The organism is Vibrio sp. E150_011, assembly GCF_053544015.1.
Window position 1 is genome coordinate 88,471 of the sequence record NZ_JBHFOL010000002.1, and the last position, 26,144, is coordinate 114,614.

23 protein-coding genes are annotated in these 26,144 nt (G+C 44.9%); 12 read left to right on the top strand and 11 right to left on the bottom strand.

Annotated elements, in window-relative coordinates:
• Window positions 1–79 precede the first annotated feature (79 nt).
• The 7 genes from ACE1OE_RS03600 to ACE1OE_RS03630 form a co-directional block, all read right to left on the bottom strand.
• Window positions 80–1,411, bottom strand: coding sequence for an MFS transporter (locus ACE1OE_RS03600; RefSeq protein ID WP_449210171.1), 1,332 nt, complete (start codon window positions 1,409–1,411; stop codon window positions 80–82).
• A 269-nt stretch (window positions 1,412–1,680) separates the two neighbouring features.
• Window positions 1,681–2,457 carry an AAC(3) family N-acetyltransferase gene (locus ACE1OE_RS03605; protein WP_449210172.1) on the bottom strand — a complete coding sequence of 259 codons (777 nt, stop codon included), beginning with the start codon at window positions 2,455–2,457 and terminating at the stop codon, window positions 1,681–1,683.
• A gap of 352 nt (window positions 2,458–2,809) precedes the next feature.
• Window positions 2,810–3,337 (bottom strand): outer membrane beta-barrel protein, encoded by a 528-nt coding sequence (locus ACE1OE_RS03610; protein ID WP_449210173.1) that lies wholly within the window; start codon window positions 3,335–3,337, stop codon window positions 2,810–2,812.
• Between the two features lie 702 nt (window positions 3,338–4,039).
• Window positions 4,040–4,546 carry a DUF3299 domain-containing protein gene (locus ACE1OE_RS03615; protein ID WP_449210174.1) on the bottom strand — a complete coding sequence of 169 codons (507 nt, stop codon included), beginning with the start codon at window positions 4,544–4,546 and terminating at the stop codon, window positions 4,040–4,042.
• A 22-nt stretch (window positions 4,547–4,568) separates the two neighbouring features.
• A complete protein-coding gene (locus ACE1OE_RS03620; RefSeq protein WP_449210175.1) occupies window positions 4,569–5,585 on the bottom strand; it encodes a HupE/UreJ family protein in 1,017 nt (338 codons plus the stop codon).
• A complete protein-coding gene (locus ACE1OE_RS03625) occupies window positions 5,578–6,444 on the bottom strand; it encodes a peptidylprolyl isomerase (RefSeq protein WP_449210176.1) in 867 nt (288 codons plus the stop codon). Before ACE1OE_RS03625 ends, ACE1OE_RS03620 begins: the two co-directional genes overlap by 8 nt.
• Window positions 6,445–6,527: 83 nt before the next feature.
• Complete coding sequence (locus ACE1OE_RS03630; RefSeq protein WP_449210177.1) at window positions 6,528–7,820, bottom strand: arginase family protein; 1,293 nt, start codon at window positions 7,818–7,820, stop codon at window positions 6,528–6,530.
• A gap of 149 nt (window positions 7,821–7,969) precedes the next feature.
• Between ACE1OE_RS03630 and ACE1OE_RS03635 the strand changes: the two genes are divergently transcribed.
• A complete protein-coding gene (locus tag ACE1OE_RS03635) occupies window positions 7,970–8,845 on the top strand; it encodes a LysR family transcriptional regulator (RefSeq protein ID WP_372062228.1) in 876 nt (291 codons plus the stop codon).
• 43 nt (window positions 8,846–8,888) lie between these two features.
• Here the strand turns inward: ACE1OE_RS03635 and ACE1OE_RS03640 are convergent, their stop codons facing one another.
• On the bottom strand, window positions 8,889–9,488 hold the full coding sequence (locus ACE1OE_RS03640) for a HupE/UreJ family protein (protein ID WP_449210178.1): 600 nt from the start codon (window positions 9,486–9,488) through the stop codon (window positions 8,889–8,891).
• Between the two features lie 11 nt (window positions 9,489–9,499).
• Window positions 9,500–10,078, bottom strand: a complete 579-nt coding sequence (locus ACE1OE_RS03645; protein WP_449210179.1) for a HupE/UreJ family protein — start codon at window positions 10,076–10,078, stop codon at window positions 9,500–9,502.
• A 537-nt stretch (window positions 10,079–10,615) separates the two neighbouring features.
• Between ACE1OE_RS03645 and ACE1OE_RS03650 the strand changes: the two genes are divergently transcribed.
• The 11 genes from ACE1OE_RS03650 to ACE1OE_RS03700 all read left to right on the top strand — a co-directional run bounded on the left by ACE1OE_RS03650 (window position 10,616) and on the right by ACE1OE_RS03700 (window position 21,377).
• The gene (locus tag ACE1OE_RS03650) at window positions 10,616–11,302 is read left to right on the top strand and encodes a DeoR/GlpR family DNA-binding transcription regulator (RefSeq protein ID WP_449210180.1); all 687 of its coding nucleotides are present in this window, start codon (window positions 10,616–10,618) and stop codon (window positions 11,300–11,302) included.
• A 62-nt stretch (window positions 11,303–11,364) separates the two neighbouring features.
• Window positions 11,365–12,666 carry an L-fucose:H+ symporter permease gene (fucP, locus tag ACE1OE_RS03655; protein WP_449210181.1) on the top strand — a complete coding sequence of 434 codons (1,302 nt, stop codon included), beginning with the start codon at window positions 11,365–11,367 and terminating at the stop codon, window positions 12,664–12,666.
• A 75-nt stretch (window positions 12,667–12,741) separates the two neighbouring features.
• Window positions 12,742–14,490, top strand: coding sequence for an L-fucose isomerase (locus ACE1OE_RS03660; protein ID WP_449210182.1), 1,749 nt, complete (start codon window positions 12,742–12,744; stop codon window positions 14,488–14,490).
• Window positions 14,491–14,557: 67 nt separating this feature from the next.
• The gene (gene fucK / locus ACE1OE_RS03665) at window positions 14,558–16,006 is read left to right on the top strand and encodes an L-fuculokinase (protein WP_449210183.1); all 1,449 of its coding nucleotides are present in this window, start codon (window positions 14,558–14,560) and stop codon (window positions 16,004–16,006) included.
• Window positions 15,999–16,433, top strand: a complete 435-nt coding sequence (gene fucU, locus ACE1OE_RS03670; protein ID WP_449210184.1) for an L-fucose mutarotase — start codon at window positions 15,999–16,001, stop codon at window positions 16,431–16,433. The genes fucK and fucU overlap by 8 nt, the downstream gene beginning before the upstream one ends.
• Before the next feature lie 12 nt (window positions 16,434–16,445).
• Window positions 16,446–17,099 carry an L-fuculose-phosphate aldolase gene (locus ACE1OE_RS03675; RefSeq protein ID WP_449210185.1) on the top strand — a complete coding sequence of 218 codons (654 nt, stop codon included), beginning with the start codon at window positions 16,446–16,448 and terminating at the stop codon, window positions 17,097–17,099.
• A 57-nt stretch (window positions 17,100–17,156) separates the two neighbouring features.
• Window positions 17,157–18,308, top strand: a complete 1,152-nt coding sequence (locus tag ACE1OE_RS03680; RefSeq protein WP_449210186.1) for an iron-containing alcohol dehydrogenase — start codon at window positions 17,157–17,159, stop codon at window positions 18,306–18,308.
• A gap of 19 nt (window positions 18,309–18,327) precedes the next feature.
• A complete protein-coding gene (locus tag ACE1OE_RS03685; protein WP_449210187.1) occupies window positions 18,328–19,602 on the top strand; it encodes a CoA transferase in 1,275 nt (424 codons plus the stop codon).
• Between the two features lie 307 nt (window positions 19,603–19,909).
• The gene (locus tag ACE1OE_RS03690) at window positions 19,910–20,245 is read left to right on the top strand and encodes an HPF/RaiA family ribosome-associated protein (RefSeq protein ID WP_449210188.1); all 336 of its coding nucleotides are present in this window, start codon (window positions 19,910–19,912) and stop codon (window positions 20,243–20,245) included.
• A 53-nt stretch (window positions 20,246–20,298) separates the two neighbouring features.
• The gene (locus ACE1OE_RS03695) at window positions 20,299–20,964 is read left to right on the top strand and encodes a ferritin family protein (RefSeq protein WP_449210189.1); all 666 of its coding nucleotides are present in this window, start codon (window positions 20,299–20,301) and stop codon (window positions 20,962–20,964) included.
• A gap of 188 nt (window positions 20,965–21,152) precedes the next feature.
• On the top strand, window positions 21,153–21,377 hold the full coding sequence (locus ACE1OE_RS03700) for a hypothetical protein (RefSeq protein ID WP_449210190.1): 225 nt from the start codon (window positions 21,153–21,155) through the stop codon (window positions 21,375–21,377).
• 102 nt (window positions 21,378–21,479) lie between these two features.
• Here ACE1OE_RS03700 and ACE1OE_RS03705 read toward each other — a convergent pair whose 3' ends face one another.
• Both ACE1OE_RS03705 and ACE1OE_RS03710 read right to left on the bottom strand, forming a co-directional pair.
• On the bottom strand, window positions 21,480–22,493 hold the full coding sequence (locus ACE1OE_RS03705) for a substrate-binding domain-containing protein (protein WP_449210191.1): 1,014 nt from the start codon (window positions 22,491–22,493) through the stop codon (window positions 21,480–21,482).
• A 198-nt stretch (window positions 22,494–22,691) separates the two neighbouring features.
• Window positions 22,692–25,781, bottom strand: coding sequence for a beta-galactosidase (locus ACE1OE_RS03710; protein ID WP_449210192.1), 3,090 nt, complete (start codon window positions 25,779–25,781; stop codon window positions 22,692–22,694).
• Between the last annotated feature and the right edge of the window lie 363 nt (window positions 25,782–26,144).

Genomic DNA, 26,144 nt, shown 5'->3' on the forward strand with positions numbered 1-26,144 from the left:
GCTGATGCCTGACTTAAAAAAGGCAGAACGGAACGACTCGGTATCTAAACAGAATTACGTAACAAAGCCTTTAATATGTCTAAAAAATCGCCTTCTTTTTGTCTTTAAAATAGAATACCGCCGTGATTGAGAGGAACAAAAATGTAAAGTAGTAGAAAAATGAAGAAAGGGAGGCTAAGAAATCGATATTTTGTTCTATTTCTTGCGCGGTGTAACCCTGAGACACCAATTTATAATAGTAGGCATATAAAATACCAATCAAGCCGTATCCTAGGTTAAATATTAGACCTTTAAAGCTTAAGACAGTGGCTCTGTTATGCGACTCGGTTTTTTTATTTAGATGATAACTAACAAAAATATTCATTGTCATAATGATAAATATTAATACCAGCGCGGGTATCACCCCATAGACTGACCAGCCTAAACTGATCCAATAATAGGTTGCCATGGTTGCAAAACCCATCACCGCAATGAACGTTCTAGGCGCCATACTTTCCGCAAGCCGACGGCTTTGTCCGGCCAGTACTATTTTAAGTAAACTGATGCCCGCCCCAATAAAACCGAAATAAAGAATAGGGATATCAATAGCGAGATAGTATTGGCTGTTCATGGTTAAAAACATTCGCGAGGTATGTTCAAATAGGCTGTAGTAGAGCAATATGAATAGCACATAAGGTGTCGCAAATACCCATTTAGCCGTATTTGCCGTTAGCTTGAGGCTTGCCATGGTCGTGGCCAGTTTGTTGCTGCCGCTTGGTAGTGTTTTTTTCTCCTCTTGCATGCTTATCGCGGAATAAATGGCAACGATCGCGACAAGGAGGGTGGCATAAACGGGTATGCGCATTAGGTCTTGCGTGCTGTCTGGCTTGGCTAACCCGAGAAAATGATAAATGTTAGCCATAAAGTCAACATCGTACATCGCAGCGCCGACCAGCGTGACAAAGATACCGAGGCTTGAGGCGATGCGAAGCTGGATTTGTAGGACTCGCGGCCACAGATCTTCTTTGCCTTGTTCTTTTAACGTGTCGTAAGCCAGCGCTTCATCGGCACCGCTCGCTAACGCCATCGCAAGGCCGCTTAATATTCGATTGATCAAAAATACGATAAACACCAAATTGGGGTTCCCTGTTGGTACCACCGCGATCATGGCGATTTCAACAAACATGACAATCGAAGATAATACGACGAGCTTTTTTCGACCTAAGGTATCGGCAAATGCCCCGGACGGAACCTCAGCCAGCACAATGGTGGCTGCCCAAACCACGTTAAGCATGGCGAATTGAGAAAGGGTTAGGCCATAATCTAAATAGAGTAGGGTGAAAATAGGGTAATAAAAACGCGCAAAGTAACTGCTTCGAAACATGATGAAGTAGCGAACATTACGAATTTGAAGGATTTCTTTGAGCGTCATGAATTTATCTGCACTTTGAGTAATACCTCATTATGTATATACCGTTTGGCTCATTAAATCATGGCTTTATCGAGAAAAAAGATGAACTTCTTATTTAATGGTCATGTTAACGGGGTGACATTTCAACCTTACTTCGAGTGGTTCACTGCATCTAAGAGTGTGGTATCTCCTTCCATGAGCGGAGATTGAGTTGAATGAAGTCAACTCACTGAAGAGGACAGATTCTTATATACAGCGTGTATGAGAGCATCATCTTATACCTGAAGTACTTAATACCACGATTCAGGGACTGGCGTATCATCAATAAATAGGTCTTGGTTTTTCTTGAGAAACGCAGTGGTGATATCAGCCATTGCTTTTGCTTGGGCGAGAAAGACTTTCGCTTCTCCTACTTGTCCCCAATGACCGATTCCAAGATCGATAAACGGCTTTTCTAGCTTGCCATAATTTTCATGGATACTCTTCACGGGGCTTTTGTGGCGATGCAGGACGGTATTGATGATGTGCTCACCTTTTCTGATTTTGATGGCCTCTGGGTTAGCATCGATTCTATGTGGGATACCACACCACTCTTCAACACCATGGATATAGGTATTACGTGTTAGCGGGCAGCCAAGAAATAGAATTTGAGCGTCAGTATCATACAGCTTTCCCCATGCCCCATTTCTTGGACAGGGTGACGTGGCGTTTTCTTCTCCTGAAATAAATTGCGCGGCGCCATTACCTAATGCGGCAACCGAGTGAGTGGGATGAAGCGAACGAACGACCCCAGCTCGATGTCGGAACACTTCACTCAATATGCCCACGCAAGACGGTTCTTTGTCTGGGTCAAAAATGCCACTTGCGAGATTGTGTTTATCCCAACTGTGCGTCGGTAACACCAGTAAACCACCTGCCATTATCTCTGACAAGGCGTCTAATACGGTGTCTGCGCCACCTTCAACAGGCCCAATGGCTTTCATTGATGAGTGGACAAGTAGGACACCATTGCTATCAATGCCAAGGGTATTGAGATCATTAATAAGGTCTTGTTTCGTGAACATCATGACAATTACTTCTGTGTGGATAGGCCATCATTGTGACAAAACGAGCAATGAAAAACTACGATCTACATTGAGCTTTGCTGCGAATGACCTTAACGAAACAATGTGATGTGCTTTGACCACTTCGATGTTGATAACAGAGCCATCGATGTTAAGGCATAAAGTATATTCTATTGTGTACTTTATGTTGTGGAGGGATGAATCACGATAAACACGAGCGGTTAATTATATTTTAATCATGATAATAATTAATTTTTATGATTGATTGACTATGAATTTATATAACGCCACTAGCTACCGGTGTAGTGGTTTTATATAAATGGGCTCATCCGTGAACCTGAATTTTCTATACTAATTAAAATTTCCAGCCAACCGTGAGGCCAGCAACGGCGTTAGATTTTACGTAGTCAGTCGCTTTGTGGTAACTGACTTTTGCATCCGTATAAAAGCCGACAGGAGCTGTCCAACGTACACCTAGTGAAGGCACCGCCGAGTGAGTACGTTCTTTATCATTTAAGTCTGCGACTTTGTTTTCAACCGATTGAAACTTATAGTCAAGACCAACATACGGCTTAAGTTTATGGTTCGATAAATCAAACGTATGGCCAACTTCAACGCCTAAGTTTAATGCGCCACCCGACAGCTCACTTTTTTCACCAGCAACACTTGAATCGCCACTTAGGTGTGTATAGCCAGCGTTAAATGACAGCATTGAGTTCATGTCATAACCTAATTCAATTTTAGGTGCGGCAATGGCTTTATTACTATCATGCTGCTCAAAGCCGCCAGCAACACCAGCGCCAATTCTGAATCCAGAATTATCGTCGGCAAAACTAAATGAAGAAGCGGAAAGAAGTGCGATGGTTAATAGTGTCTTTTTCATATTATTTACTCTTGTTTATTTCGATGTAATTACATTGAATGAAAATAGTATGCTCAGTGCGTATAAGCGACGGCAGCATAAAATCGTCATACCTTGTTTGGGTGTGAGAAATATAACAGTAGAATTTTAAATAGTAGAAAACAGTAGGAATTTGACTTCGGTTTTAAAGTGTGGCTACAGGTATATACGTTGCGTAAAGAGCTATAATAGCCATTTAATGTCCGAGGTGAATAGCGGGGATTGAAAGCGAACGATGTGAGAAGGTACTTATAGCGTATTTAAATCATACTTATAGCGACGAATCGGGATGGGCTTATTGTTGCCACGGATATGAACATTTTGTGGTGCGACTTATTGAGTCGTTGCGTAAGAAGATGGCTTAAAGGGAGGGCGTGTTGGTTTAGGATAGTTAATAGTTAATAGTTAATAGTTACTAGCCGGATACTGAATGTGAGAGACGTCAAACGAGCAGCCATGTACCTATCGACATTGACCGAGGATCACGTCGATAGGCATTTGCCTATTGAAAGCTATTAGGGGGAGGTGTGTTGGACGTTTATTGATATTCACAATGCCGTTGGGATTATCGGCATGTTTGTTTTGGATGCGACAAGCGCTAGGTCGAATATAGCCGTTACGAGTGTTTTCTTATTTGACTGACGTAGCTCACATTTAAACGATTCAAGCGACTATATTCGAACATCATTTTAGGCGTTGACCGTTGTCAAACGACAAAATCTTAGCGTTATTCATTTTGTATCCCGTTTGTGCCATTTCAGATTCTACGACATGTGTTTCCATTGTGCCGACAATCCAAATCGGGTCATTATACCACTGCATCGGTAGTGGCTTATCTGGCTCAACGTACACGATTTGATTTGGCGGCGGTGGGGGTACATGCACACACGCACCGGAATATGGGACTAACAAAAATGCTGTGATGCTTTCATCACCTCCTTCAATAGGGACGAGATAGCCTGGTAATTTAACTTGTTTCCCGTCTAATTCACCAACCGTACGAAGTAAAGCCTCATCAAGCATTTGAGGGGCTAGCTCCTGTCCGTCGTGTTGCACTCGTTTGTTCATGACAGAACGAGTAAAGGATAAATCCGCTTGTGGAATGAGTTGATCCCAGCTGAGTGTTTCATTAGCATTTGCAGTCAATGGCATCAATGTAATAGCGACCAAGAGCTTAAGTAGAATCTTCATAGTAATGTTCCTAAATTGATGATTAAACGAAGACCAAGAGCGTTCGTTCAATAAGCCAGTAACTGGACAAAATTCCCATCGTATAAATAACGCAGGTTGTGATATTGCGACTTATTCGTGCGGTTAGGAGCGTGTCAAAAAGCTGTTGTACAGAGCGAACGGTAACCAATATCACCATGACAAACAGGAGCTGTCCTATCTCAACACCGACGTTGAAGAAGAGCAGTGCAAGTGGAATTTCTGAATGTGGGAGACCAATATCGAGCAGGGCACCAGCAAAACCAAGGCCGTGCAATAACCCAAAGGAAAATGCAACAACCCATGGCATACGGAAGGTTAATCCCTTGTTGCCACGGCGAGCGTAAATGACCTCGCAGCACAAAAACACAATGGATAGGGCGATAGTCGCTTCGACTGGCTCAGTGGGTAACGATAAATAACCAAAGGTGGCCAACCCGAGTGTCATACTGTGGGCAACCGTGAATGCAGTAATGGTTTTTATTAAGTCGCGGCCTTTACTGACCACAAACAATAAAGCCAAAACAAATAAGAGATGATCGAAGCCCAACATAATGTGCTCAACGCCAATGCTGGTGTATCTTTTTGCGCCTTCAATCCAAGATCCTGAGCTTGCGGAATAATCAATTAAATCTACCGTTATCACGCCATTTTCTCGCTTACTCAAAACGGTCACTGGCTCACTATCTTTCCAGTCAACCGTTAACATTGCGCCTTCTCGTTCCCAAGGTAGCTGCAATTGGTCATTGATAGTGAGTCGGCTGTCGCAGTTAAAGTGGTAGCGGATCTCGCTAGCACCGTACTCACCAGCAGCATCACCGATGTACTGACAATGTTTAGGTAAGACCGGCGTATGGATATAAGGCTGATACTCCCCAGGAACCTTAACAACGAATTGATATTCTCCTGAGGTTGATAGTTCAATAAGATCTGAATTGTCGATGCCTAATGTGTGGGCGGCCACACTGCTGTTTAGGAGCACCAATATTAAAAAAGCAAGATAGCGAACAAGACTAGTCATTAGTTTCACCTTTTTTCTTAATTGGTTGAAGCTCAACACGGTAATCTGGTTTTATTTCATCAAGCTCTTGTTGCACTAACTGTTGGTTTTGAGCGTTGACCCAAAAGGTTTCAACCCATTGTTTTGATTGTTCATAAGTTGGCATTGAAGTAGGGCGTTTTTGTGTGACGCGGAAAAAATGGGTCGTTCCATAGCTCGATAATATTGGGCCATGCCAAGCCGTACCGTCAGCCTCTAGAATGGCCTTGGTCATTTCAGCATCGAAGTGGTTAAGCAGATTTGATTTATCGAGATATCTCATGACTGGAGCATTATGGCTGTCAAAATCACCAATATTACGGTGCTCTAGCCCTGCATCTAGCTGTGTTTTGAGATCTGTAGGGACGTCATCAGGCTCTTTAAATTGAATATGGTCGATGTCAACGGTGGCTTGATTGGCAAATAGGTCAGGGTTTCGTTTGAAAAACTGTTTAAGTTCTTCTTCCGTCGGCGTTTCTACGCCGCCTGAAATGAAGTAGCGCATATTTTGTAGCAAGAGATCGCGCACTTTACTGTTGGTCACATAACCACGTTTAATCGCCTCTTGAAATAGGATCTCTTCATCAATATAGGAAGCCAATGCCGCGTCGCGTTGCAATATGGTTAATGGCTCTAACTGTCGGCTTTGAGCGGCTTCTATAATTTGAGTTTGACGAGATGCATCAATGAAGACGACTTGTCTATCATCACTATCAACACAACGATGAGCGGCAAAAAGACCAGCGGCGACCAATAGGAAATGAGCTAAAGGTTCGCGGTACAACTGACTTAAGAAGGTGACGGTGTTTTTGTCAGGTTGTTGGCGGTTTTTGTCAGTCATATCGTTATTCCTAATTAAGTGACTTGCGTTTGATTGCTGGGTCGAGAAAGTGCGCCACGTTTGCTTTGTGGCGCGGCCATCTATTACTTTTCTGGGTTATAAGCGTGGTCTTGTCGTTGAGGATCCAAGTACATAGGGTCTTCGATACCGTCTTTCTTCGCCGCCATACCAGCAAACATGCTGCGGATAATACGGTCCATCAAGATGCCCGTGGTGTCATGAGCATCATCAAGAAGCGGGTTGTATTCATTAAACTCTGCTGCAACCAAGTCAGTCCCAGCACCTATTACGCGAATCATGTGCATGGCTTCTTGGGCAGTCAGACCTCCTGGTTCTTGAGTACCGACGGCAGGGGCTGCCGAGGCATCAACCACATCGAGGTCGAATGAGAGGAAGACTTTTTTGCCTTTGGTTTCTTCAAGCACACGTTTGATTACGTGTTCCCACCCTTTTTTGTCGACTTCAGCTTGGAAGTGGAACTTAAAGTTGTTGTCCTTCATGTACTGAAGATCACCCTGGCTAGGACCAAAGCTGCGTAGCCCAACTTGAATGATGTCTTCACCGTTCAACAACCCGTAATCAACGGCGCGAGCGATCATCGATCCATTGTGAACATAGCGTCCCATGCCAGCGGTTAGTGCGTCATAGTGAGAGTCAAAATGTATGAGGGCGACATTGCCTTTGCCGTATTTTTTGGCTAATGCAGTTAACATTCCATACATCTGTATATGAGTGCCGCCGATCGCAACCGGCATGACATCGGCATCGAGCACTTCAGTCGCGACGACGTGGATCTCTTCCAAGCTTTTTTCACTGTGGCCATAATGTGCGTTGACGTTGCCGTAATCGGCGACGCTAATCATTGGAAAATAGGCCATACCATTCATCTGGTCAGTCGCAGACCCGACCGTTGTATAATCAAGAAGCGTCCGCATTTTATTCGCTGCGTAAGAGCCTCCACCGATAAAGTTATCGTCGATCGTCAAACCAAAGACAGCAACATCTGGTTTGCCCGCCTTCAAGTCTTCCGTGTTAAATGCCATCGGGGATCCAAAAAATGTTGGAAAAGCATTTTTGCCGTTCATGGCGGCCACGTAACGCTGTGGGTTGATTAACCCCGGCTCACGCTTTGGATCTTCAGAAGTGTCACGACGAAGTACAAACACATCTTCTGTGCCATCCATGTTCACATTGAGCACACTGTTATTGTCTGGGTCTTTCCATGGCATCCATTCTGCTGGGACCCCTTCAGGATAGGTTGATGGCCCTTTGGGTGTAGGTTCAACATCGCCAGCCTCAAAGCCAGCAGCAAATAGGTTCATGCTGATACTGACCGCCAATGTACTGAGCAAAACCTTTTTCGTACAAAATTTCATAGGAGAACTCCGGTTTATCTATTGTGTAGAAATCGCAAAAACCGATGTGGATTGCTGATTTGGTGTTGATTTTAGTTAATCAATGACCAACAATAAAAAACGATAGGTTCGGTTTATACGAACACTTAGCATCAAGAATAAGAGGGATTATGTTTAATTTGGATCAGATGGAAGCATTGGTTGCCACTTACGATGCTGGCACTATGGTTGAAGCCGCGCGCCGATTAAAAAAGAGCAAAAGCAGCCTCAGTGTTATGTTGAGCAACCTGGAGATTGATCTAGGGGTAGAAGTGTTTGACCGTAGTCGTCGTAATCTGCAACTCACCGATGCGGGTAAACAATTGTATGAGAAAGCCAAAGTATTATTACGTCAGGCAGAGCAGATAAATCAGTTTGCTCAAGCGGTGGCTGGTGGTTCAGAGCAAGAGCTTCGCATCGGGGTACAAAGCGAGATCACCTTGCAGGATTTAGCAAAAGAAACTCAAGCGCTTAAAGCCGAATTTCCTCATATACGCCTACTCTTTATTCGTGACACCGACCAGCGACTTGAGTCTCGATTGACGGACCGAGAGCTAGATATGCTAATCAGAAAAACCGTGGAAGGCGTGCCGCAGCACTTTAATTTTTATAATATTGGCACATGTGAGTCATTGCTGGTGTGCGCACCGGACCATGAACTGAACTCAGGCAACAATATCGTTTTTGAAGATTTACTTCTTTTTCCCCAGATTTACTTGTGCTCGGATAACGACGCTGCGGTTGATATCTTAAAGGGAGCAGGTGAACGTATCGACGTACAACGTCTACTGGATCAAGTACAACTGATTGAGCAAGGGTTTGGTTGGGGGTTTGTTACACGAAGTCTGGCGGAAGACCAAATCAATCAAGGAACATTGGTTCAATTCTTCCCTGAATTTTCGAACAGTGGGAAAGGCATTTTTATGCTCGAAGCACTCAATAATAGTGGCGATCAAATAGGACCAGCCCAAATGTTTTTACTCAACGAGTTGAAAAAGCGTCCATAACAAATAGAGTGTGGCTGGCCGGTTATATCTGTCTAAAACATGGTTAGCCAACCACTTTTTCGGTCAATAGAACCAATGTTGCCAATGCGCTGCAGGTAAATACCCATGAGCCTAGTATTCGTATAGCCGTGTACTGCCACGCACAGTTGAGTTTACTACTGAACAACACAGTATTAAGCACAACAGTAAATACGCTGATAGTGGTTCCCAAATGGCTCACTAACTTTTCGGAGCCAACAAGCAGACTCTGTTCTGAATCCATTCCCACGACTAGCCCGACTAATGCGGCCGTTGAGCACACTACCCACTTATTCAGCGTTGTCCTTAACAGCAATAGCGCACCAAAACCAACAGAAATTAACATTGTGGGAACCGCCATTATCTGTTGATTCACTAACTCGGAACAAGCAAGACCAAGGATCAAACCCAAGAGTAAGGCCAAGATGCCCAAAGCAAGGTCATCCTTAGGTTGCCTGCCGAACCACACACCGAACGCTAACAATCCAACAATATGAGCAGGAATGAACAGTGGATGGAGCAATCCATTGTAAAACTCACCAAATCCTTCTATTGGGCTGTGCGCCATTGCCACTGAAGGCGATAAAAGTAACGTCACCAATAACGACTTCATTGAACGGTTCATATCATACTCCGCTAGACTAGGTTGATGACGAAGCCAACACCAGCAAGGGAAATAGCCGCACCAAGTGCTTGGATTGCAATCAACTTAGAATACTTCTGTGCGACGAGTGCGACGCCGACACCAAGAAGGTGAAGCAAACCGGTTGATGTGACAAAGCCCAGGCTAAAGTTGAGTGGCACCATTGTGCTAGGTAAATGTGTTCCGTGCGCATTGCCATGACAAAGTGCAAAGAACCCTACAACTAAGTAAGCAATAGGCAGTGGGGGACGTTGCTTGAAAGCAATCATTAATCCCAGTATGACTGAAGATAATGCAATGCCAGTTTCAACCTGTGGTAGCGCAATGCCCATGATTCCAATGGTGGCACCAACAGCCATCATGAGTGGAAAGAGTACGGGTAGCATCCATGTCGCAGGCTTGCTAAGGAAGACACCCCACAACCCCACTGCAACCATCGCAAGTACGTGGTCCAGTCCAAATATAGGATGCATAAACCCAGTACCAAAAGCACTGTGGGTGTGAACCACTTCATGAGCGCTAACTGCGCCACTTAAGGGCAATAACATCAATGGAATGATGAACTTATACATTGTTATATTCTCGTGCAATGAATGGAGTCTTCAATATAAGAGCATTGCAAGAATATTCATAAAACCTATTGTTCGGATCTATAGAACCATCTGCGTAGACAGTTATCTTTACCAATTTGGAGAATAGTGCCATAGGTGTTTATCGTTTAGTGGAGGCATCTATGAATAAAGTAAAGCGCTATTCGTTTAACATTGAACCTAAAATGATGTGTTAACAAACATTATCAGGGTTTTAGTTATACCTATGTAATTATAATGTCCACTACATTTTAAATGTATACTTATCAAGACGATATCCTACTATTCAATCACTGACTTAACGTTATCAATTAAATAATGCCTTTCTCATTAAATAAGAATTACTTAATATATTTCTTATTGTTGTTAATGACTGTTTATAGAAAAATCGGGCATTTGTGTTCAATACTCCACAATACTAGTCATAAAGTGGTCAATAGCGGGCGTGATGACGATTTGGTCACAGTTTTGCACCTTTTTCGTTGGTAAATTAATAATCAAGCCAGAAAGGGAGCAATTATGAGAAGCCTGCAGATTGTTGAACTCGTTAATGACCAAAGAAGTGCTACGGTTGAGGAAATAGCCGAAGCATTTAATGTTTCCGTAGAAACCATTCGTCGAGACTTAAAAAAACTTGATGAGTCCGGTGCACTTAAAAGAGTTCACGGTGGGGCAGTGAGTGTTCAAGAAATTGATGAGGGTCGTTCTTTTCATGCTCGAGCTAAAGACTATTTAGAAGAAAAAGAATTACTGGTGAGTAAAGCGCTGGATTATATTCAAGAAGGCATGGTAATTGGATTGGATGCGAGTTCATCAAGCTGGTGCTTAGCACGAGAAATCCCCAACATAAGTTGTACAATTATTACCAACTCTCTTCAGAATGTTATTGCTTTAGAAGGGAAAAATAACATTAGTGTCATTTGTACTGGCGGAAGCTATTCCGAGAAGTACAGCAGTTTTTATGGTCCGCTCGCCGTAGACACACTGGCGAATATGTCGGTAGATGTTTGCTTCTTTTCCTGCGTAGGGTTTGATTATGACTCGGGGGTTTGGGACTCAAATGAATATAACTATCAAATAAAAAGAAGTTTTATTGAGATCTCTCAGCAAGTTGTTCTTATTGCTGATAAATCAAAATATAAAAAAAGAAGTCTTCTTAAAATATGTGATAGTGAGTTGGTAGATGTGGTAATTACCGACTTGTAATAACGTGAAATACAATAATATATAAATTAAATCAATAATGTGATTATTAATAAGGATATCTTATGACTGATACTCTCAATATAAGTTCGTCTGAATCTCAGAGGAACAATAAAATAGAGGTAATACCAAAGGAAATAAAATTTGCGTTCTGGTTGCTATGTTGTTGTTTTGCAATGTGGGGATTAGCAAATAATATGACGGATGTGCTTATCGCACAATTTCGGAAAGTATTTACTTTGACTGATATGCAATCTGGTTTGGTTCAAACGGCTTTTTATGGTGCTTATTTTTGTTTGGCCTTACCCGCTGCGCTTTTTATACAGCGATATAGCTACAAGGCAGGGGTGCTTTTAGGCTTAGGGTTATTTGCAACTGGTGCGCTGCTATTTTATCCCGCTGCGCAAGCAATGGAGTACTTGCCGTTCTTGTTAGCATTATTTGTACTAGCAGGTGGTCTCTCTATTCTAGAAACCAGCGCCAACCCTTATATTTTAGCGATGGGTCCGGAAGAAACCGCAACGCGACGTCTTAATATTGCTCAAGCTTGTAACCCCATTGGCTCGATTACAGGGGTATTAATTGGCAAATTTTATATCTTATCGCAACTCAACCCTGCGACGGATAGTGACCGTGCGGTGATGGCAGCGGATGAACTAGCCCAAATTCAGTCCGATGAATTATACGCGGTCATGATGCCTTATATCGGCGTAGCCGTTGTTATTGCTCTGATTTGGTTATTGATTCTTAAAACAAAAATGCCGACGGCAAAGGACACAAGCTCGACGGGTGAGTCAACATTTGGTCAAGCGTACCGCCGTATTGTTAAGCGCGGTCACTTTACAAAAGGGGTAATAGCCCAATTTTTCTATGTCGGTGCACAAATTGGCTGTTGGTCATGGACGATTCGTTACGTGATGCAAGAAGTTGGCGGTACGGAAGCAGAAGCATCAACGTACCTTCTGACATCTATCGTAATTTTCTCTGTTATGCGCTGGGTGTGTGTTGCATTAATGAAACACATTGAGCCACAAAAACTTCTAGCTGCATTGGCTGCGATCGCCGCGATGTTAGTGGCTGTCATCATGTTTGTTGGTGGGCTAGCTGGCGTGTATGCATTAGTAGGGGTATCGGCATGTATGTCATTGATGTTCCCAACCATTTTTGGACTATCCCTACGAGATTTAGGGTCGGACTCTAAGTTTGGCGGAAGTTTCCTCATCATGGCAATCCTAGGTGGCGCAATACTGACAGCCATCATGGGACAAATCTCAGACGCCGCCGGTATTGGCGCCGCATTTGTTATTCCATTCATTGGCTTTGTTTACCTCGTCTACTACGGCGTCAAGGGTTATCAGGTTAAGTAACGCACGATGAACAGTATGCACAGGGGCAGCCTTCAATTTGCCCCTGAGTTAAAGAAATAATAAGGAACATCAATTATGTCACAGTTAGTTAAAATCGGTATTCGTCCTACTATCGACGGTCGTCAAATGGGGGTTCGGGAATCTTTAGAAGAACAAACCATGGGGATGGCACAACGGGCGGCGCATTTTATTCAAGAGAATATCCGTCATGCGAGCGGTGAAAAAGTGGAGTGCGTGTTAGCGGATTCTTGTATTGGTGGTGTGGCTGAATCCGCTGCGACGGCTGACAAGTTTAAACGTGAAAATGTGGGCCTTGTGCTCACGGTGACACCTTGCTGGTGTTATGGCACGGAAACCATTGATATGGACCCGCATACACCAAAAGCGATTTGGGGATTCAATGGTACAGAACGTCCAGGTGCGGTTTATCTTGCGGCTGCGATGGCCGGTCACTCCCAAGTTGGCTTACCTGCCTTCTCAATATATGGCAAAGAAGTTCAAGATGCAGGTGATGAATCTATTCCAAATGACGTGCAAGACAAAATCCTCCGTTTCTGCCGAGCAGGGTTAGCGGTTGCGTCAATGCGAGGCAAATCTTACCTCTCTATGGGGTCGGTCTCGATGGGGATCGCTGGGTCTGTGGTTAACCCAGAGTTCTTCCAAAAATATCTGGGCATGCGTAATGAATATGTCGATATGACGGAAATCAAACGCCGTTTGGATCGCGAAGTGTTCGACAAGAAAGAGTTTGAATTGGCGCGCGCTTGGGTGAGAGATTGGTGTAAAGAAGGCAAAGATTACAACGGTACCCCGTTCACCGAAGAACGTAAGGCTGAAGATTGGGATACGGTCATTAAGATGACCATGATCATGCGTGATTTGATGCAAGGTAACCCAAAACTCAAAGAACAAGGTTTTGGTGAAGAGTCGCTAGGGCATAACGCCATATTGGCTGGCTTCCAAGGTCAACGTCATTGGACCGATCATCTACCCAATGGTGACTTTTCTGAGGCCATTTTAAACTCTTCATTCGATTGGAACGGCATTCGTGAGCCCATTTGTGTGGCAACAGAAAATGATGCATTGAATGGCGTCAACATGATGTTTGGTAAATTACTGACGGGTGAAGCACAGGTCTTCCACGATGTTCGTACTTACTGGTCTGAAGATGCGGTTGAGCGTGTGACTGGCACTCGCCCTGAATCAGGCTTCTTGCATCTTGTTAACTCAGGTTCTGCTGCCTTAGACGGTGCAGGCAAAGCCAAGACAGCAGATGGTAAGCCAGCAATGAAACCGCATTGGGAGTTAACGCAAGCGGATGTGGAAGCGTCTCTCAATGCGACGAAATGGTGTCCTGCCATTGAAGAATATTTCCGCGGGGGCGGTTTCTCATCTCAGTTCCTCACAGAAGGTGGTATGCCGTTTACCATGCACCGAGTCAACATTATTGCTGGTATTGGTCCTGTGCTGCAAATTGCGGAAGGGCACTCTATTGAACTGCCGGAAGACGTGCATAACATTCTAAATGAACGCACTAACGCCACCTGGCCGACGACCTGGTTCGTGCCACGTTTGACCGGAGAAGGCACATTTAAGTCCGTCTATGACGTCATGGCGAACTGGGGTGCTAACCACTGTGTGATCACCTCGGGGCACGTGGGTGCTGATTTGATTTCGCTTGCCGCTATGCTGCGCATTCCGGTTTCTATGCATAACGTTGATAGCCAAGATATTTTCCGCCCACATACTTGGTCTGCATTTGGTCAGGACGTAGAGGGACAAGATTACCGTGCGTGTCAAAACTTCGGCCCTATCTATAAGTAATGAATTGGTCATTAAGTAGGTAACTAATTTGCCTGTCCCTTTCTGGGGCAGGCCTTAAGGGGGAGTTATGTCGATTACTATTATTCTTGATTGCGGTGCCACCAACGTTCGCTCAATTGCAATCAATCAAAAAGGTGACATCGTTGCGTCACATTATATCGCTAACGAGACGCTGCAAAATGGCACAAAGCATGTTTGGGATTTCCAACAAATATGGAAAAAATTGGTTGAATGTTCAAAGCAAGTGACGGCTCAAATCAATTCAACGGATATTGTCGCCGTTTCTGTCACTACATTTGGGGTGGATGGTGCGCCCTTCGATAAAAATGGAAAGCAGATCTATCCCATTATTTCATGGAAATGCGCTCGCACCGCGCCAGTGATGAGCCAGATCGCGCAAGATATTGACCGCGATGAATTGTATTTGGCTAATGGTATTGGGGACTACTCATTTAATACTTTATTCAAACTTAAGTGGTTGAAAGATAATGAGCCAAGCGTCTATCGCAATATGGACAAATGGGTGTTTATTTCCTCAATGTTGACTCAAAAGCTAACGGGTGAGTTCACTACTGACCGCACGATGGCTGGGACGTCGATGATGACCGATCTCGATAGCGGTGACTGGAATGAAGGAGTATTACAGTATTTAGAACTGACGAAATCGCACTTTCCACCAATGGTTGAAGCGGGCGAAATCGTAGGTCGCTTACAAGACGACGTTGCCTTTTTGTTAGGCATTCCGAATAGAGTACCGGTGATTTCGGCAGGTCATGACACTCAGTTTGCATTATTTGGCTCAGGTGCCAAAGAGAATCAGTCTTTCTTAAGCTCTGGTACGTGGGAGATTTTGATGGCCCGGTCGCCACGCCCTCAGTTAAACCCAGACTACCTCAAAGACGGCATGACAACTGAACTGGACGCGAAAAACGGCTTGTTTAACCCCGCTATCCAATGGCTCTCTAGTGCAGTAATGGAGTGGGTTGCCGACACCTACTTTGCTGATATTGCCGAGAGTGCAAACAAATACGCCGTGATGGTCGCAGAAGGCGAAACTGCGCCTATTGGTGCGAATGGCGTGAGATTTGACCCCTCTTTTTTACTGGATGAAAAAGGTCAAGGCAGTGGCGCGATTACCGGTTTATCCATTAATACCACGAGAGGTGAAATATATCGCGCGGCACTGGAAGGGCTCGCCGTCAAACTCTCTCGCAGTTTAGATGTGCTTTCCTCGACTTGCGGCTTAAACACCGAGTGTTTAATGGTGGTGGGTGGTGGGTCTAAGAATACGCTGTGGAACCAAATAAGAGCGGATATTGTTGGGATCCCTATTCATGTCGTTGAACAACCAGAAGCAACGGTAACAGGGGCGGCGATGTACGCCTTTGCTGGAGCAGAGGTCTTCATTGATGCCAATCACGCTCAAGACAATATGAAGCCATCTTATCAAGTGATCGCCCCATCAAAGAACCGTGAGCAATACGCGCAGTTATTGGAGGAAATGCACCATGCTTAAAGGAATACATCCGGCAATAAGCCCCGACCTGCTTGCCGTATTAAGTCGAATGGGGCATGGCGATGAAATCTTATTCGCTGATGCTCATTTTCCTGCAGAGACGTTTGGATCACATGTTGTCTTAAGAGCGGATGGGGTGAATATCGATACGCTCTTAGCAGGCACTTTGCCGCTGTTTGAACTCGACGCTTATTGCGAATCCCCCCTCGTTATGATGCAGGCGGTAGAAGGGGATCAGCTTGATCCAACCGTCGAATCTAAATATATGGCAGCCATTACCAAGACCACGGTAAATAAGCCCGCTTTAGAGCAAATGGATCGTTTTGATTTTTACGACCGTGCCGAAAAGTGCTTTGCAATTGTACTCACGGGCGAAACCGCCAAATACGGAAACATCATTTTAAAGAAAGGCGTCACGCCAGTTTAAGGAAGTAATACGATGACAATAACAAGAAATGAAATAGCACAAGATATTATCGATACCTGTTTAGAAATGACGAAATTGGGGCTGAACCAAGGTACAGCGGGTAATGTTTCGGCTCGTTTTGAAGGTGGCTTGTTGATTACGCCAACAGGGATCGAATATGAAAAGCTGACTCCGGATCATATTGTTTTTGTGAGTAATCAAGGTGAATTTGAGGAAGGCAAAATTCCGTCTAGCGAATGGGCATTCCATCTAACATGTTATAACGCGAGAGAGGATTGCCATGCCGTTGTTCACAACCACGCCGTTAACGCGACAGCCGTTTCTATACTCAATCGTCCAATCCAAGCGATCCACTATATGGTTGCAGCATCGGGCACGACGGAAATACCTTGTGTACCTTATGCTACCTTTGGCTCTCCTGAGCTGGCTGACTATGTAGATGGAGGTATTCGACAAAGTAAATCGATTCTTCTTCAGCATCACGGCATGATCACGGTCGGCGAAAACCTGAAAAAAGCATTGTGGTTGGCCCATGAAACGGAAGTCTTAGCGGAGCTTTATCTAAAGTGCGCGGCGATTCAACCAAACGTACCGGTTCTTCCAGACCAAGAAATGAACCATGTGTTAGATAAATTCAAAACGTATGGTTTACGAGTTGAGAAGTAATTGATAAGTCATTGAGAATAGCTCGATACGTCGGGCTCTTACCGTAAAGGAATGAATATGGTGTTTGCATTAAATTTACCCAAATTATCATTATGTGGTGTCGGTGCAGTGGAAGAGTCTGTGACGGTGTTAGATGCCCAACCCGTGAAAAAAGCCATGATAGTGACCGATAAAAACCTGATTGAGTTAGGTCTATTAGGTTCGCTTTATCGGGCGCTGGATGATAAAGGCTTCGACTATGTCACGTTTGATCATGTCACTCCCAATCCAACCGTTAGCCTAGTCAATGAGGGGGCTGAGTTTTACAAAGAAAATGCCTGTGATTGCTTGATTGCCGTGGGTGGTGGTAGCCCGATTGACTGCGCAAAAGCGATTCGCATTGTCACATCAAATGACAAGGACATTACCGCTTATAATGGTGTGGGCTTGGTTGAGAATAAAGGCGCGTTCTTTATTGCTATCAATACTACTGCGGGGACCGCGGCTGAAATGACGTCTAACTCGGTGATCACCGATGAAGTGAACCAAGTGAAAATGGTCTTAGTGGATACGAAACAAATTCCAGACGTTGCGGTCAATGATCCCTCGTTAATGGTGGGCCTGCCACCATCGGTCACTGCCGCGACGGGGATGGATGCGCTTACGCATGCCATTGAATCCATTGTAACGCCAGGCGCACATCGCCTTACTCTCCCGACAGCGCTTGAAGCGGTTAAATTGATTACCAAATGGTTGCCTGTTGCGGTCAAAGAAGGATCGAACATAGAAGCACGTTCTGCCCTTGCAGATGCGCAGTTTTTAGCGGGGATGTCATTTAACTCAGCGGGACTAGGCGCCGTTCACGCCTTGTCTCATCAACCGTCGGCGACGCATAATTTGGCGCATGGCGTTTGTAATGCAATTTTACTACCGGTGGTGAGTGCATTTAATGCTCAAACCGCACCAAGTGCATATAGGGCGGTAGCAGAAGCTATGGGGGGAGACACCTCACGGCTTAATGATAATGATGCCGCGTCACTCGCCGTGGATTGCATTCGTAAACTGTCAGCCGAGGTTGGTATCCCATCAGGGCTAGCTTGTCTTGGAATAGAGGACGCTGATATTGATGGTTGGGTACAAAAGGCGATGGATGATGTTTGTATGGGTGGCAATCCGCGCACCTTAACCGCGGAAGAGGTATTTAGTCTCTATCAGTCGGCCATGCAGTAACGCTTATTCCTCACTAATTATGATGCAAGGCTTATTGGTCGCGAATATTTGGGAAAAGAAAACAGGACAAGGCCAACACATTGAAATTGACCATGAGCGAGCAATGGAACAAATGTATCGTCCATTCTTCATTCACATTAATGGTAAACCTCAAAATATTGAAGGCCTAAGTCGCAATACTTCGTTGACTCATAAAACGAAGGATGGTCGTTTTATTGAAACGATGAACACGTTTAACCGCTTACATGAAAAAACACTAGAAGTACTAGATTGTTCACCGACTAAAGACAGAGTGGATGCGGCGTACGCGAGTAAAACGGCACAAGAATGGGAAGAGCAGTTAAACGCTGAAGGGCTGAGCTGCGCCATTCATCGTACGAGAGAAGAATTTAGAGCGACGGAACAAGGGCAGTACTTAGAATCTATCACACCTTTCGAAGTGACACCTTTAGGGACAGGGGTTGTGGTTCCTTTCCAAAAGAGTGAGCGACCATTGAGCGACATCAAAATTGTCGATTTAAGTCATGTTCTGGCGGGGCCGTCTATGTCGAATTTATTGGCCGAGCAAGGAGCAAACGTAATTCATGTCTCTAATCCTGGTGCAGAGCGAGTGCCGCTTAATGTCTTAGATACTGGTCATGGTAAGAAGAATGTAGAATTAAACCTCAATACGCCAGAAGATTTAGATGCGCTTAAAACACTCATCAAAGACGCCGACGTATTTGTTAATGGTTACTCACCAAGTCGTTTACAAGAAAAGTTTGGCTTGAGCTTTGATGCGTTGACGGAGCTTAACCCGAACTTAATTATTGTTACGGAAAGCATGTATGGTGGCGGTCCGTGGGCGAATCGACCAGGCTGGGAAAACCTAGGTCAAGCGGTAACAGGCATGATGATGGAGATTGGTTCAGATGAGCAACCGCTTCCTTTCCCATATGGTGCATTAAATGATTATAGTACGGGTATTATGGGGGCGATAGGTGTGCTCAAGGCACTGCATATTCGTGCAACGAAAGGGGGAAGCCAACATGTGAGCGCTGCGCTAACGAGAACAGCGATGTGGTATCAAGACCGACCAAAAACTCAACAAGTTAAAAGCCTACCTGCATTCAAAGCGTTTCTAGGTGGCATACTAAAAGGTGGGCATGAAAGTGATCATGCCATTGACACTCCGTCTCCATTTGGTGTCATTACTCACCTTAAACCTGTACTTGAGTACTCAGTCACCCCCGCATACTGGAATAAACCGGCATCGCCATTAGGAAGCTCACTGCCGTCTTGGGATGAGGAATAACATTGGAACAAAGGGATTTGCTTCGTCAATAAATTGAAATGTAGAGAGTGTCACCATCTATCAGTATTCACTGAACGTGCGTATTCAGTAAACATGTGTATTGCACGTTGATGGTGACCCATATTTCACATCGGTTGCGACAAGTTTAGTTAAAATATTTTCGTCATACCGTATCTATTAAACACCGCTAAATTCATCTTGTAGTTCTATTCAATAGTGCTCATTAGTACGAAAAACTATTATGTCAGTAAGAAATGAGAACGGAGGTGAAACCTAATTCACCTGGCCATTATTAAAGAGACATATTATGAATATTACATCGAAAGGCATTACCCTGATTGAATCTATGACAACATTAATTAACGATCGCTTTGAGCATCTAAAGGGGCACTCTCCTGATGTAGAGAATGCGAGCTGTCATATTATTTATCATGAAAGCTATCAAGAGTTTGAGTGTGAATTGTCCATTCATCACGATAAGAAAAACTTGTTTGCTAAAGAACGTGGCTCGGAGTTTCGACACGCCATGCTACGAGCTTTTTCCGCGATGGAGCACCAACTTGATAAACAAAAAACGCAGCATTCAATAAAGCATGAAAACCACGACAAAAATTTACGAAATATGATTGAAGAACAAGAATAGCGGGTCGTATAGCGCTGAAGCCATTGAGTATTGAATGATTGCGGGAAAGTGAAATGAATAAAAATGAAGTATACCGTTGTGATAGTTGTGGCAACCAGGTGGAAGTCCAAAAAGTTGGTGGCGGGGCGCTAATGTGTTGTGGTCATTCGATGACATGTACGACGTCTAGCCTTACGGAAGCTAACCTTGCTAAAGCGTTTGTTGGTGAGTGCGTCGCGCACACTAAGTATGAGCTCTTTGGGAAACTGGCAGAAAAAGAGGGGTATCGCGACATTGCTCGTCACTTTAGAACCGCGTCGGGCAATGAAAAGGTACACGCCAAGTTATTTTTTAGAGCACTAATGGCGGCAAAAGGAGAGGAGGCCATTAACACTGAATTCGCACTCAAGTCAGCTATTGACGGAGAGAGTTATGAAGATGTTGTCATGTATCCTGATTTTGCCGAAGCTGCTCGTCATGACAACTTGCCAGAGATAGAGGCATTGTTTATGGGAATTGGTACGATTGAACATCGTCATGCCGATATGTTTAGAGATTTATTATATCGAGTTGAGTCGAATCTTGAGTATCACAGCAAGCATGCGGTTGAGTGGATCTGCGAAGAATGTGGGCATGTCCATTATGGTCATAATGCGCTAGACAGTTGTCCGGTTTGTAAGCACCCTGCAGCCTTTCAAGCTCGATATTTGGCGACCAGCCACAACGTTGTGGTGCTATAGCGCTGGATAAAAGTGTTGATATTCCAATGGCTTTGTCTGCTTGAAGATGAGGCCGTTTACCAAAGGTGGTCAACACAATTGAATATTTATTACTAAGCCATTGGCTTTGGAAAAAGACGAGCCATATGATCACGGCAATGCCTTAAAGCACGAAGAGACTTGCCCATCATGTATTACGGAGTAAACCGATGAAAATTAAGTTTGTACTACTAACGCTCTTGTCCGCGCTTACATTAATGGGCTGCGCGACACAAGGTGAGAACGATATACCGATTAATACAACAAATGAAGCTGGACGCTTTTGTATTGCTAACGGCGGTACGTTCCAAGAATCGTCTAATCAATGCACACTCGCGGGTGGTGAAAAAATGGACGCAGACGTTTATTTCCAAGACCATCAGGCTGAGTATTAATAAGGCTTAGCGTCGCAGTCTAGCGCTGACATCAGCCTTGGTGGCGGAATGCACTTCTAAAGATATAAATAAAAAAACAGCACCCATAGCCGGTGCTGTTTTTTATTTCGTAATGTTGGCTCGGCCTACAGAAGAGCGTTTAACCAAAATTGGCATAAATAACTTGAGGGCTTTCTGATCGGTCTCTTCGTTATTAGCCAGTTGCAATGATAGTTTCACGGCTTCGTTAGCCATGACTTGAATCGGATAGCGGATGGTCGTGAGGCGAGGGTATATGTAGCGGGCAATATGACCATCATCAAAACCAATGACTGAAATGTCGTCTGGGATGCGGATTGAGTTTTCTTGCAGAAGTGTCATGCACCCTGCTGCCATGTAATCGTTGTAGGTAGCAATGGCTGTGATGGGCGTGTTTTTTGCCATCAAATTAACCATAGCGTGCTCACCACCAGTTTCATCTGGCTCACCGTACTCTATATACTCCTCACGAATCTCAATACCGTTGGCGCGCAGCGCATCAAAGTAACCCTCACGGCGATCGTGTGCATCCTCTATGTCATGATTAGAGCAGAGGTAGCCGATATCTTTGTGGCCATTACGAATTAAATGTTCCGTTGCGATATAAGAGCCTTGGCGGTTGTCGAGCGCAATACAACGAGAGGCGATATCTGCAACCACTCGGTTAATAAGCACCATGCCGGGTATTTCCGTCGCCAGCTTTGTCAGCTCGTCATCCGACATGCCTTTGCTATGCACCACCAATGATTCGCAACGGCTGTTGATCAATAAGTTGATGGCGTTACGTTCTTTGATGGCGTCGTGATACCCACTGCCGATTAATAACTGTTTTTCCTGCTCGCTCGCAATGGTGTCGATGGCTTTGACCATGGTTCCGAAGAACGGGGCTGACATATCATTGACCAATACCCCCATCGCGTTGGATGATTTACTGACAAGTGCACGCGCATTGGCGTTAGGTCTATAGCCTAGCTTTTCCATTGCTTGTTTTACCGCAACAATGGCAGATTGACTGGTGTGAGGGGCATTGTTGATAACGCGTGATGTAGTTGCGATCGATACGCCGGCTTCTCTTGCGACATCTTTGATGGTAGCCATTGGGAGCTCAGAATCTAGAATTTAGGCTATTTAACAATGTAATGTGGATGAACTCAATCAGTTAAAGGGCAATAGCAATCATACATCAAGCTTTTAGCGTGTTTGGGAGAGGATTCAATGAAAAATCCCCAAGCCAAAGCTTGGGGATAAGGTGACACCAGAATGCCGAGCATAATCAGTCAAGGGATAAATGAGTAACTAAGCGGGTTTAAATGCCACTCGGTAAGCATAATGATTGTCCGTTAGCTGGAACGCTTTATGCACACTTGGGCTCCAAGAATCATCACCGCCCACGCCCATGTGTTGATGGTCTAAGCGAACGTAAATCTTCTCTTCTTTTATTAACTCGTTAGTGTGTTTGGCTTCTGCTACCTGTTGCTGCCCAAACTGACTTACGCTGAATTGAAAGTCCCCCGTGATTGTCAGCTCATTGACGGTTAGCCATTGAGTACCACAACGTAACCCACTGTCGGTAGGGAAAATATACGAGGTATGCATCGCTTCTAGTGGTTGAGTGTATAAGCCAAAACGTGCCGCATCCAAACGGTCTGGGTAGTTTTCGAAAGGCCCTAAACCTTGCCATGTGATGAGTGCATTTTCCTCGTTCAGAGGCATTTGCAGCTCCAAGCCGATACGCGGCATTGGTGGCAGGTTCTCTGTGAGCTTAACGTCTATGGCCAATTGCATTTCACCGCTGTTGCGTAGTGAGTGTGTCCAAGTCGTGACGGCTTGAATCTCGCCGTTGAAGTGATAGGCAAATATGGACGTCACTTCTACGGTGTGTGCCAGCGTTTCACTATGGCAGCTCACGCAGGCACGTTCCCACTGACCAATACCAGCCACATCCCAGCGACACGTCCAAGCGTTTGGATCGACATTGTCAATCTCACTCACTCCAATGTCGTTATCGAGCGGAGCACGGAAGAAGTTATCTTGCGGAGCCGCAAGGAGTTGCGTCTTGCCATCGACCATCCAATCGATCATCAAGCCAGTTTGAGTATCCCATCGCCATTGATGCTGCTCATCGTCGCTAGCGACGGTAATCGAACTGCCTTGTTGGCTTAGCATCGGTGCGGGTTGCACGCTTGGCGTCGGTATTACGAGGCCTGCCGTGTTGACCAAGCTAAATTGCTCACTTGCGCCGATATGCCCCGCTGGCGCCCAAGCAACGGCTTCGATAAAGGTGATATCAGTATTTAAGTGATACTGCGCTTCTGCTTTTGGTTTCCAATCGACAATGACTTCCAGGGTTACTTGGCTATCAGCATCCATGTGTAGCGGTAAGGTACCTACTTGAATCACTTCGCCATTCTCTAATAGTGACCAGTTTAACTGCTCATTATCGGTGGCTCGGAATAGGTGTTCGTTGGTGACGAGAAGTTTGTAATGACCCTTTGCTTGATCTTGAAGTGATACGGTTATCATGCGTTGGCAGAATTTGGCTTCTTCTAACGTTGGATGCACTGTTCTGTCTGGAAAGATTAACCCATTGATACAGAATTGTCGGTCATTGATTTTGTCGCCAAAGTCGCCGCCATAGGCCCAAAAATGTTGGCCACTCTCATCCCATTGGCTCAGACCTTGGTCAACCCAATCCCAAATAAAACCACCCTGCAGGCGAGGGAACTCGCGAAACGCATTCCAATACTCGTTAAAGCTGCCCAGACTATTGCCCATGGCATGAGCGTATTCACATAAGATTAATGGACGGGTCTCATTTGGCAACGAAATCCATTTTTTGATTGGCCATTTCGGTACGGCATCGTCTTCGATAACCGTATCCACGCGAGCATACATAGGGGCAATGATGTCAGTAGCGGTGGTGTTTGAACCGCCACCTTCATATTGGACTGGGCGCGAAGGATCGTAGTCTTTTGACCACGCATACATGGCATTGTGATTGCTGCCATGCCCAGATTCATTACCTAACGACCAGATGATGATCGAAGGGTGATTCTTATCGCGCATGACCATTTGGGTATAGCGACTCATGTACGCGTGGGCCCATTGTGGGTCGCTTGAAAGACGACTCATTGGCTGCATGCCATGCGTTTCAATGTTGGCTTCGTCACAGACGTAAAGCCCATATTGGTCACACAATTCATACCAACGAGGGTGATTAGGGTAATGCGCTGTACGAACGGCATTGAAGTTGTATTGCTTCATCAAACAGATATCACGGATCATATCTTCTTCAGTCATCACATGACCAAGCTCTGGATGATGTTCGTGGCGGTTGACACCCCGGATCAAAAGCGGTTTACCGTTCAGTTTTAACTGGCCGTCGGTGATCTCCACTTTACGAAAACCCACGGGATAGGCTTCGCTTTCAACGTGTGCACCGTTTTCATCTAATAAAGAAACCACCAAGCGGTAAAGGTTAGGGGTCTCTGCTGTCCATTTTTTTGGCTCACGGACGTGCAGGGTTTGATATATCACGTCATCCCAGGTACCACGTTCGTCAATACGACGGTTATGTGGACGCTCAATACTAGGGTCAGTAACGGCCTCTTCACCATCAAACAGTTGGACTTGTATTTGGAAGGTGTCTGGCGCAGAAATATGCGTCACGATAGACAGCGAACCGTCACGGAAATACGCATCTAAGTCTGGTGTGATGAAGACATCATCAATGCAATGTTGTGGTTTGGAAAGCAGGGTCACATCGCGGAAAATACCACTTAGCCACCACATATCTTGGTCTTCCAAATAGCTGCCGTCACACCAACGCATCACCATTACGGCCAGCGTGTTCTCACCTGCAATTAGGTAGGGTGAAAGGTCGAACTCAGAAGGTAATCGGCTGTCTTGGCTATATCCCACCCACGTTCCGTTGCACCACAAGTGAAAGGCAGAGTTGACACCGTCAAAGATGAGGCGTTGCGTATTGGTCAGATCGGTTTCTGATAAGGAGAGTGTGGTGCGATAACAGCCGGTTGGATTGTCTGCTGGTACCAATGGAGGATTGACGTCAAATGGGTATTTTACGTTGGTGTAAATAGGCTTGTCGTAGCCTTGAAGCTGCCAGTTTGATGGGACGGTAATCTTATCCCAGTGACCGTCATTGAAGTCGGTCTGAATAAATTCACCGTCGACTTGTTCTGGCGCATCAAATAGTTTGAATGACCACTGGCCATTTAATGATTGGCGTTGAGCATGAATCCCTTCGCGGGCATGGTCAATATCGCGGAAGCTGGAAAGTGGACTATGTGCTTTCAAACAGTGAACATTCACCGATTGTGGGTTTTCCCAGTCGCGTCTTTGGAGAATATCTGAAAATGCCTTCATGGTTTTCCTACTCATGTGCTAGTGGATTCATCGTTGGGTTTGAGTCATCACTCGCGAGCAGTGTAAATAAAATCTGGAAACGTTTCCATGACGAGGTTGGCATTTTTACGTCAACGAGGTCGTTACGATTTCAGTGGATGGATATTACGCTGGTATCGCTCGTTTATGGTGTTTTATTCATCAATATAAACAAGGCTTCTCTGGAAACGCTTACTTAAATGAGTGGAAATGGGAGGGTCAATAAAGCCACTGTATAGGCGATATAGTATCCGTGGAGATTGGATTGTGCGCTGTAGAGACCTGTCATACTTGGTTACACTACCGTGCTGCGAATGGGCTACCGAAGGTTGGGTTTGACGTAAT

Bases quoted from the DNA above. Each gene is read 5' to 3' on its own strand.
- ACE1OE_RS03600 (WP_449210171.1), bottom strand. From the start codon at position 1,411: ATGACGCTCAAAGAAATCCTTCAAATTCGTAATGTTCGCTACTTCATC.
- ACE1OE_RS03605 (WP_449210172.1), bottom strand. From the start codon at position 2,457: ATGATGTTCACGAAACAAGACCTTATTAATGATCTCAATACCCTTGGC.
- ACE1OE_RS03610 (WP_449210173.1), bottom strand. From the start codon at position 3,337: ATGAAAAAGACACTATTAACCATCGCACTTCTTTCCGCTTCTTCATTT.
- ACE1OE_RS03615 (WP_449210174.1), bottom strand. From the start codon at position 4,546: ATGAAGATTCTACTTAAGCTCTTGGTCGCTATTACATTGATGCCATTG.
- ACE1OE_RS03620 (WP_449210175.1), bottom strand. From the start codon at position 5,585: ATGACTAGTCTTGTTCGCTATCTTGCTTTTTTAATATTGGTGCTCCTA.
- ACE1OE_RS03625 (WP_449210176.1), bottom strand. From the start codon at position 6,444: ATGACTGACAAAAACCGCCAACAACCTGACAAAAACACCGTCACCTTC.
- ACE1OE_RS03630 (WP_449210177.1), bottom strand. From the start codon at position 7,820: ATGAAATTTTGTACGAAAAAGGTTTTGCTCAGTACATTGGCGGTCAGT.
- ACE1OE_RS03635 (WP_372062228.1), top strand. From the start codon at position 7,970: ATGTTTAATTTGGATCAGATGGAAGCATTGGTTGCCACTTACGATGCT.
- ACE1OE_RS03640 (WP_449210178.1), bottom strand. From the start codon at position 9,488: ATGAACCGTTCAATGAAGTCGTTATTGGTGACGTTACTTTTATCGCCT.
- ACE1OE_RS03645 (WP_449210179.1), bottom strand. From the start codon at position 10,078: ATGTATAAGTTCATCATTCCATTGATGTTATTGCCCTTAAGTGGCGCA.
- ACE1OE_RS03650 (WP_449210180.1), top strand. From the start codon at position 10,616: ATGAGAAGCCTGCAGATTGTTGAACTCGTTAATGACCAAAGAAGTGCT.
- fucP (WP_449210181.1), top strand. From the start codon at position 11,365: ATGACTGATACTCTCAATATAAGTTCGTCTGAATCTCAGAGGAACAAT.
- ACE1OE_RS03660 (WP_449210182.1), top strand. From the start codon at position 12,742: ATGTCACAGTTAGTTAAAATCGGTATTCGTCCTACTATCGACGGTCGT.
- fucK (WP_449210183.1), top strand. From the start codon at position 14,558: ATGTCGATTACTATTATTCTTGATTGCGGTGCCACCAACGTTCGCTCA.
- fucU (WP_449210184.1), top strand. From the start codon at position 15,999: ATGCTTAAAGGAATACATCCGGCAATAAGCCCCGACCTGCTTGCCGTA.
- ACE1OE_RS03675 (WP_449210185.1), top strand. From the start codon at position 16,446: ATGACAATAACAAGAAATGAAATAGCACAAGATATTATCGATACCTGT.
- ACE1OE_RS03680 (WP_449210186.1), top strand. From the start codon at position 17,157: ATGGTGTTTGCATTAAATTTACCCAAATTATCATTATGTGGTGTCGGT.
- ACE1OE_RS03685 (WP_449210187.1), top strand. From the start codon at position 18,328: ATGATGCAAGGCTTATTGGTCGCGAATATTTGGGAAAAGAAAACAGGA.
- ACE1OE_RS03690 (WP_449210188.1), top strand. From the start codon at position 19,910: ATGAATATTACATCGAAAGGCATTACCCTGATTGAATCTATGACAACA.
- ACE1OE_RS03695 (WP_449210189.1), top strand. From the start codon at position 20,299: ATGAATAAAAATGAAGTATACCGTTGTGATAGTTGTGGCAACCAGGTG.
- ACE1OE_RS03700 (WP_449210190.1), top strand. From the start codon at position 21,153: ATGAAAATTAAGTTTGTACTACTAACGCTCTTGTCCGCGCTTACATTA.
- ACE1OE_RS03705 (WP_449210191.1), bottom strand. From the start codon at position 22,493: ATGGCTACCATCAAAGATGTCGCAAGAGAAGCCGGCGTATCGATCGCA.
- ACE1OE_RS03710 (WP_449210192.1), bottom strand. From the start codon at position 25,781: ATGAAGGCATTTTCAGATATTCTCCAAAGACGCGACTGGGAAAACCCA.